This is a genomic window from Actinomadura sp. (genome assembly GCF_044508335.1).
Lineage (GTDB): Bacteria > Actinomycetota > Actinomycetes > Streptosporangiales > Streptosporangiaceae > Spirillospora.
This window is the reverse complement of sequence record NZ_JBIQHY010000117.1, coordinates 1-8,194: the sequence shown is the minus strand read 5'-3', so window position 1 is coordinate 8,194 and position 8,194 is coordinate 1. Positions and strand designations below refer to the sequence as shown.

General features: G+C 73.2%; 7 protein-coding genes. 4 read left to right on the top strand and 3 right to left on the bottom strand.

Going from position 1 to position 8,194, the window contains the following annotated elements; all coding sequences use genetic code 11:
• From ACIWVC_RS28435 to ACIWVC_RS28425, 3 genes are all read left to right on the top strand, one after another.
• Positions 1-645: RDD family protein (locus tag ACIWVC_RS28435; RefSeq protein ID WP_396454801.1), on the top strand; the 645-nt coding region annotated here is incomplete at its 5' end.
• Between the two features lie 72 nt (positions 646-717).
• Complete coding sequence (locus ACIWVC_RS28430; protein ID WP_396448290.1) at positions 718-2,304, top strand: M1 family metallopeptidase; 1,587 nt, start codon at positions 718-720, stop codon at positions 2,302-2,304.
• A gap of 139 nt (positions 2,305-2,443) precedes the next feature.
• Positions 2,444-3,868, top strand: coding sequence for a M1 family metallopeptidase (locus ACIWVC_RS28425; protein ID WP_396448288.1), 1,425 nt, complete (start codon positions 2,444-2,446; stop codon positions 3,866-3,868).
• A gap of 27 nt (positions 3,869-3,895) precedes the next feature.
• Here ACIWVC_RS28425 and ilvA read toward each other — a convergent pair whose 3' ends face one another.
• The 3 genes from ilvA to ACIWVC_RS28410 are packed head-to-tail and all read right to left on the bottom strand — an operon-like array spanning position 3,896 to position 7,298.
• Entirely contained in the window at positions 3,896-5,119 is a 1,224-nt protein-coding gene (gene ilvA, locus ACIWVC_RS28420) for a threonine ammonia-lyase (protein WP_396448287.1), read from the bottom strand.
• Positions 5,120-5,148: 29 nt separating this feature from the next.
• A complete protein-coding gene (locus ACIWVC_RS28415; protein ID WP_396448286.1) occupies positions 5,149-6,099 on the bottom strand; it encodes an ROK family protein in 951 nt (316 codons plus the stop codon).
• Positions 6,096-7,298 carry an FIST N-terminal domain-containing protein gene (locus tag ACIWVC_RS28410; RefSeq protein ID WP_396448285.1) on the bottom strand — a complete coding sequence of 401 codons (1,203 nt, stop codon included), beginning with the start codon at positions 7,296-7,298 and terminating at the stop codon, positions 6,096-6,098. Before ACIWVC_RS28410 ends, ACIWVC_RS28415 begins: the two co-directional genes overlap by 4 nt.
• Before the next feature lie 157 nt (positions 7,299-7,455).
• On the opposite strand from ACIWVC_RS28410, the gene ACIWVC_RS28405 reads away from it, so the two are divergent.
• A partial coding sequence (locus ACIWVC_RS28405; protein WP_396454800.1) for a sigma 54-interacting transcriptional regulator occupies positions 7,456-8,194 on the top strand: 739 nt, incomplete at its 3' end.

The window sequence follows — 8,194 nt, the reverse complement described above, 5'->3', positions numbered from 1 at the left end:
CAGCAGCCCTACGGAAGCCAGCAACCGTACGGGGGCCAGCAACCCTATGGGCAGGAGCCGTACGGGCAGCAGCCGTACGGCGACCAGCCCTACGGTCAGCAGCCCTACGGCGGCCAGCCCGGTTACGGGGGCGTGCCGGGGTACGGCGGGGCGGGCTACGGCGGCCCGCAGGCCGAACTCGCCAGCCGGTGGGCGCGGCTCGGCGCCGGCATCCTCGACCTGATCATCGTCGGGATCGTGGCGGGCCTCATCTCGATCCCGTTCATCAACTGGGACCGCGTCGTCAACCCGGAGCCCGGCACGTCGTTCTACAACGGCGCCCAGGTCGGGACGAACGCCGTCAGCGTCGTCATCGCGTTCCTCTACTTCTGGCTGATGCACGCCAAGTGGGGGCAGACGCTCGGCAAGATGCTGCTGGGCATCCGCGTCGTCCGCGACGAGGACGGGCAGGCGATCAGCAACGGCCAGGCGCTGGGGCGTTCGGCGTTCTACAGCGTCCTCGGCGGGATCTGCGGCTGCATCGGCCTCATCGACATCCTGTGGATCCTGTTCGACCCGCGTAAGCAGGCCCTCCACTGCAAGGTGGCGCACACGGTCGTCGTCAAGGTCCACTCCGGCCAGCCCAACCCGTACGACTTCAACTGACGGGGCTTCAACTGACGGGGCGCGCGGGCGGCCGAGTTGCCCGGCGGGCCGTGGTGCGGGCAGGCTGGGCGGGTGCATACGGCCGGAAACTCCCCCAGTCCCCGCCCTCACGGGTCCCGGGCCGTCCGCGGTACCGCGGGGCTGGCCGCCCTCGCCCTCGCGGGGTCGCTGACCGCGGCCTGCCAGGTGTCGCTCGGCGGCGATGACGACGACCCGGGCGCGTCCAGCGGATCGCCGGGGGGCGCCGCGACCGGTCCGGCCGGGCCGACGACCGCGGGCGACGACTACGTGCCGGGCGACGGCAACGGCGGCTACGACGTCCAGCACTACGGGCTGAAGCTCACCATCGACCCGAACGGGGCGAAGCAGCTCGACGGCACCGCGACGATCACCGCGACCGCCACCGAGCGCCTCGCCCGCTTCAACCTCGACCTGACCGGCCTGGACGTCGCGTCCATCAAGGTGGACGGGGCGCCCGCGCGGCAGCAGCGCGGCGGCGACGAGCTGGAGGTCACACCGGCCGAGCCCCTGGAGAAGGGGGCGAAGTTCACCACGGTGGTCGAGTACTCGGGGACGCCGAAGCCGGTGTCGGACCCGGTGCTCGGCACCTACGGCTGGATCCGCACGCCCGACGGCGTGTTCATCGCGTGCCAGCCGAGCGGCGCGCACACCTGGTTCCCGAGCAACGACCACCCGAGCGACAAGGCCACGTTCGACTTCGAGATCACGGTGCCGCAGGGCCTCACGGTGATCGCCAACGGGGAGCCGGAGACGCCGCCGGAGGGGACGGGCGGGGCGCCCGTCCCGCCGGGCGCTCCCGGCGCGGGCGGCGGTCCGGGCATCGAACCGGTCGCGTGGCGCCGCACGTCCCCGCACGCCGGCGTCCGGCGCGCCATGACGACGTCGAAGTGGCGGGTGAAGAAGCCGATGGCCACGTACCTGGCGACCGTGGACGTCGGCCGGTTCGGGGTGCGGACGGGCAAGACGCCGAGCGGCATCCCGGTCATCACCGCGGTCGACCCGACGCTGCCCGGCGTGAGCCTCGACCAGTTCCACAAGCTGAACGGCGACATCATCGAGGAGTGGTCGAAGCTGTTCGGCCCCTACCCGTTCTCCTCCGCCGGCGGGCTGATCGACAACGCCGACGTCGGCTTCGCGCTGGAGACGCAGACCCGCCCGGTGTACGGGGCGTTCGGCCTGCAGCCGACCATCGTCGCGCACGAGCTGGCGCACCAGTGGTTCGGCGACAGCGTCAGCGTCACCCGCTGGAAGGACATCTGGCTGAACGAGGGCTTCGCCACCTACGCCGAGTGGCTGTGGGACGAGAAGAGCGGCGGGCAGACCGTCCAGGAGCACTTCGACGAGGCGTACGAGGGCCTCGGCGCCGGCGAGCTGTGGAACGTCCCGCCCGGCAACCCGGGTCGCAAGAAGATGTTCGGCCGCTCGGTGTACGACCGGGGCGGGATGACCCTCGTGGCGCTGCGCAACCGGGTCGGTGAGGACGTCTTCTACAAGATCCTCAAGGCGTGGACGAAGCAGCGCGCGTACTCCGGCGGGACGACCGAGCAGTTCATCGCGCTGGCGAAGAAGGAGTCCGGCAAGGACCTCGACGAGTTCTTCGACGACTGGCTCTACCGGAAGGGCCGCCCGGCGAAGTGACCGGCCGGCTGCCGGATCCGGCCACAAATTAACCTGCTCCGAGCGAATTCGAGACCAAATCGCGCTTGCACGGGCCCGGATCACGAGAAAGTCTTGATCACGGTTGTGACGGCTTACCGATGATCCGAGGACGAGGCCGATGAGCAGAACTCCACGAGCACTGGCCGCCGTGTCGCTTGGCGTCGCCGCGAGCCTCGCGGTGACGGCGGCGCCCGCGGGCGCCGCCGCCGCGCGGTTCACCCCCGGCGCGCCCGGCGCGGGCGACCCCTACTTCCCCGACATGGGCAACGGCGGATACGACGTCGCCCACTACGACATCGGCCTGAAGTACGACCCCGCCACCAAGGGGATCCAGGCCGTCACCAAGATCAAGGCAACGGCGACGCAGAACCTGTCCCGGTTCAACCTGGACTTCCTCGGCCCGCTGAAGATCTCCTCGCTGCGGGTGGACGGGCACAAGGCGTCCTTCACGCGGACCGGGGCGCAGGAGCTCGTCATCACGCCGCGCAAGGGCCTGCGGAAGCACCGGCACTTCACGGTGACGGTCGCGTACTCCGGCGTCCCGCAGACGATCAACGACGCGACGCTGGGCACGTCCGGCTGGGTCCCGACGGCGGACGGCGGGGTCATGCTCAACCAGCCGTTCGGCGCCGCGACCGTCTACCCGGTGAACGACCACCCGACCGACAAGGCGACGTACACGTTCACCCTGACGGCGCCTCAGGGCCTCACCACGCTCGCCAACGGCGACCTGCGCGGCACGCGGACCCGGCACGGCTGGACCACCACGCACTGGGTCATGCGCAGCCCGATGGCCAGCGAGCTGGCCATGGTGGCGATCGGCAAGTACGACGTCCTCAAGGGGCGGACGAAGGCCGGCATCCCCAACCTGACCGCCACCGACCACGCGATGGCGATCAAGCCGGAGGACGCGAAGACGTTCCACGACCAGACCGCCGAGGTCACCGACTTCGAGAACGGCGTGTTCGGCCGCTACCCGTTCAGCTCGACGGGCGGCATCGTCGTCAAGGCGGGCGTCGGCTACGCGCTGGAGACGCAGGGGCGCCCCGTCTACGACCTGGGCCGCCGACCGGGCGCGATCCCGAGCGGCGGGCTCCTCGCGCACGAGCTGGGCCACCAGTGGTTCGGGGACGCGGTGTCCCCGGCGAAGTGGTCCGACATCTGGCTGAACGAGGGCTTCGCGACGTACGCCGAATGGCTGTGGGCGGAGCACACGTCCGGCACGCCCGTCCAGAAGAGCTTCGACGACGTGTATGCGACGCCCGCGGACGACGACCTGTGGCAGGGCAAGGTCGCCGACCCGGGCCGCGACCACATCTTCGACGGGCTCGTCTACGACCGCGGGGCGATGGCCATCCACGTCCTGCGCAAGACGATCGGCGACAAGGACTTCTACCGGCTGCTGAAGGCGTGGCCCGCCGCCCACCGGTACGGGAACGCCTCCACCGCGGAGTTCGTCCGGTTCGCCGAGCGCCTCTCGCACGAGAACCTGGACGCCTGGGCCAAGGCGTGGCTGTACTCGGAGGGCAAGCCGTCGCTCTGACGGCACGTGACCCACAGGTGAGCGCGCTCAGCTCAGGGTGAGCGTGTAGCCCCTCTCGCGCAGGCGGCCGATCACGTCTTCGGAGTGGTCGGCCCCTCGCGTCTCCAGGTGCATGAGGACCTCGGCCTCCTCGACGTGGAGCCGGGCCGCGACGCGCTCGTGCATCACGTCCAAGACGTTGACGCCGAGTTCGGCGAGTTCCCCCAGCAGGGTCACCAGGGCGCCGGGACGGTCCTTCAGCCGGCAGCGGACGACGAGGTACCGCCCGGCGCCCGCGAGGCCGTGCCGCAGCACCTTCGACAGCAGCAGCGGGTCGATGTTGCCGCCGGACAGCACCACCACCACGGGCGGCTCGACCGCGTACGCGTGCTCCAGGAGCGCCGCGACCCCGGCGGCCCCGGCGGGCTCCACGACCTGCTTGGCGCGTTCGAGGCAGAGCAGCAGCGCCTGCGAGATCGACTCCTCGGTCACGGTCACGACGGCGTCCACGAGCTCGGCGAACATCGCGTAGGTCAGGTCGCCGGGGCGGCCGACGGCGATCCCGTCCGCCATGGTGGGCTCCAGCTCGACCGGGACGGGCTTCCCGGCCGCGAGCGAGGGCGGGAACGCCGCCGTCCGCTTGGCCTGCGCGCCGAGGATCTTGATCTCCCGGCCGCCGGCGTCCTTCACCGCGCCCTTGGCGGCCGCCGCGACGCCGGACAGCAGGCCCCCGCCGCCCACCGGCGCCACGATCGTGCGGACCTCCGGGCACTGCTCCAGGATCTCCAGCCCGATCGTCCCCTGACCGGCGACGACGTCGGGATGGTCGAACGGGTGGATGAACACGGCGCCGCACTCGTCGGCGTGCTTCTGCGCGGCGACGAGGCAGTCGTCGACGGTCGGGCCGGGGAACACGACCTCGGCCCCGTAGCCGCGGGTCGCGGCGATCTTGGGGAGCGGGGCGCCGGCCGGCATGAACACGGTGGCCTTGCAGCCGAGCATGGACGCGGCGAGCGCGACGCCCTGCGCGTGGTTGCCGGCGCTGGCCGCGACGACGCCGCCGGCCCGCTCGGCCTCGCTCAGCCGGGCGATCCGCACGTACGCGCCGCGGATCTTGAAGGAGCCGGTGCGCTGCAGGTTCTCGCACTTCAGCAGGACGGGCCCGCCGAGCTGCTCGGACAGGACCCGGGACGGGAGCAGGGGGGTGGCAACGGCGACCTCGCTGAGCAGGTCGTGCGCAACCCGGACGTCGTGGACGCTGACGGTGGTCATCCCCCGATCTTCGCACCCCCGGGGCGCCCTCAGTCCGCACTCCAGTAGCGGTCCTGCGCGAAGACCAGGGCGGCGGCGCCGACGAGCCCGGCGGTCTGGCCGAGCTCCGCCGGGACGATCCGGGCGCGGCGCGCGAAGTCCATCCGGGCGTGCGCGCGGAACGCCGCCTCCATCGGGTCGAACAGCAGCCGGCCGGCCTGGGACAGGCCGCCGCCGATCGCGGCGACCTCCAGGTCGCACAGGTGGGTCGCGGACGCGATCGCGAGGCCGATGGCGCGGCCGGCGCGCCGCATCGCGGACCCGGCGACCGGGTCGCCGCGGCGCGCGTCCGCGGCCAGCTCCACGCCGGTGGCGCCGGCGCCGCCGGGCCGCCAGCCCTGCTGCCGCGCCCACGCGACCAGGCCGGGGCCGCGCGCGATCGCCTCCAGGCAGCCGCGGCCCCCGCAGGCGCACGGCGGCCCGTCCGGTTCGACGACGACGTGCCCGATGTGCCCGGCGTTCCCGCTGGCGCCGTTGACGAGGTGCCCGCCGAGGATCAGCCCGCCGCCGACGCCCGTGGACACCACCATGCCGAGGACGTTGCCGCGCCCCCGCCCGGCGCCGAGCCAGTGCTCCCCCACGGCCACGCAGATCGCGTCGTTGTGGATGCGGACGGGCAGGCCGGGGTGGCGGGCGCGGAGCCGCTCGCGCAGCGGGAAGCCCCGCCACGCCGGGATGTTCAGCGGGGACACCTCGGCGGCGGGCCACGTCATCGGCCCGCCGCAGCCCGCGCCGACGCCCGCGAGGGGCGGGTCGCCGGCGTCGGCGAGCAGCTTGGCGAGCAGCGCGTCCAGCGCCCCCCACAGCTCCTCGCCGTCCACGCCGGGCGCGTTCGGCGTGGGGACGCGGTCGTGCGCGGCGACGCGTCCGTCCGGTTCGACGAGGGCGGCGGCGAGCTTGGTGCCGCCGATGTCGATCGCGAGGACGGGCGCCGCGCTCACCGTGCGTCCCCCGCCCCGTCCGCGCGCCCGAAGGCGAGGATGGACGCGGTGAACCCGTGCACGTGGTTGCGCCCGGAGACCGGGCCGATCTCGCCGGCGGCGAAGAACCCGCCCACCCCGGCCGGGCCGAACGCGCGGTCCAGGACCTTCGCGTCGTGGTCGGAGTCGGGGAACATCGCCTGGCCGCGCCCGTTGCAGGAGAACAGCAGCGCGCCCTCCACCGGCGCCAGGTCGAAGCGCTCCAGCAGCGCGGCGAGGTCCTCCTCGGCGGCGCCCGCGTCCCGGACCTGGAACCGGACGGTGCGGCCCACGTCGACGACGTCGCCGATCGCGATGGCGCCGCTGTCGGTGTCGGCCCCGACCACTCCGCGGACGAGGAAGTCGCCGTGCTCGTGCTCGTCGGCGTACTCGTCCATCGCGACGCCGATCAGCAGCCCGCGCCCGGCGAGCTCCTGCTCCTCCTCCGGCAGCCCCAGGATGATCTGCTCCAGCTTCTCCAGCGCGGGGACGCCCGCGAGCTCGTAGAGGACGTTCTCCTCGGCCTTCGTCACCACCATGTCGGGCCCGATCGGGCGGGCGCCCTGGCTGACCACCGTGGCGGCGGTCACCGGCCCGCCGATCACCACGCCGACCGCGCCGTCCCGGTAGACGTCGCCGCCGACGAACAGCCGGACCTCGCCGTGCCCGGCCGCGCCGGGGATCCCCGCGCCGGGGCCGCTGCCCTCGGCGAGCCCGCCGACCAGCGGCAGCCCGGGCAGCGCCTCGTCGGAGCGCTCCACGAACGCGTCCACGGGGAAGCTGTACGGGTCGGCCAGCAGCACGCCGACCACGTCGTCGTCCTGCCCCTCCGGCATGCCGACCACGACCAGGCGGTCGTCGGCCTTGAGGGTCTCCAGCCGGAACGGGTCGAGCCGCGCGCCCGGCAGCACCGCCGCCCACGCGCTGACCGCGCCGCGCTCCTCCACCCCGCGGCCGGCGCCGATCACGCCGGACGCGCTGCAGCCGAGCAGCACCGCGGGCCCCGCCGCCCGCTCCGCGGCCACCGCCGCCGCCTCGATCTCGTCCGGGTCGTCGCCCGTGACGAACACGCACACCAGGTCGGGCGCCGCGCTGAGCGGGGCGAGCGCCTGCTCGACCGCCGTCGCGGCGGCGCTGGACAGGTCGGGTCCGAGGGCCAGGCCATCACCGAATCGCGCCATCGGCGCCGCCTCCCTCACTGCGTTCACCGGCTCCGTTCACACTCCCAGTCTCCCCCGCTCCGGGCTCTCCACCCAAACCTCGGCGAGACCGGTCGAAGGGGACGAATCCCCGGACCGAGGGTGCGATTCCGCGGATCGGCGACGTAGTGTCGGTCGCGTGCGTCCATCCAAACCCCGTGAAACGACACTGGGCGAGTTGCGCAACAGCGGCCACGTCCAGCTTTCCGTGAAGGCCGAGATACGGCGCAACCTGCTCGACCGGCTGCGCTCCGGTGAGCCGCGCTTCCCCGGCATCCTCGGGTTCGACGACACCGTCCTCCCCCACCTGGAGCGCGCCCTGCTCGCGGGGCACGACCTGGTGCTGCTCGGCGAGCGCGGCCAGGGCAAGACGCGGCTGATCCGCACCCTGGGCGGGCTGCTGGACGAGTGGACCCCCGTTGTCGCCGGCTGCGAGATCAACGACCACCCGTACGCGCCGGTGTGCGTGCGCTGCCGCCGGCTCGCCGCCGACCTGGGCGACGAGCTGCCGGTCGGCTGGCTGCACCGCGACGACCGGTACGGCGAGAAGCTGGCCACGCCCGACACCAGCGTCGGCGACCTCATCGGCGACGTCGACCCGATCAAGGTGGCCGAGGGCCGCACCCTCGGCGACCCGGAGACCGTGCACTTCGGGCTCGTCCCGCGCACCAACCGCGGCATCTTCTCCATCAACGAGCTGCCCGACCTCGCCGAGCGCATCCAGGTCGCGCTGCTCAACGTGCTGGAGGAGCGGGACGTGCAGATCCGCGGCTACGCGCTGCGGCTGCCGCTGGACGTGCTGCTCGTCGCGTCCGCCAACCCCGAGGACTACACCAACCGCGGCCGCATCATCACCCCGCTGAAGGACCGCTTCGGCG

Excerpts from the sequence above, each read along its gene's own strand:
- ACIWVC_RS28425 (WP_396448288.1), top strand. The coding sequence starts at position 2,444 with ATGAGCAGAACTCCACGAGCACTGGCCGCCGTGTCGCTTGGCGTCGCC.
- ilvA (WP_396448287.1), bottom strand. The coding sequence starts at position 5,119 with ATGACCACCGTCAGCGTCCACGACGTCCGGGTTGCGCACGACCTGCTC.
- ACIWVC_RS28410 (WP_396448285.1), bottom strand. The coding sequence starts at position 7,298 with ATGGCGCGATTCGGTGATGGCCTGGCCCTCGGACCCGACCTGTCCAGC.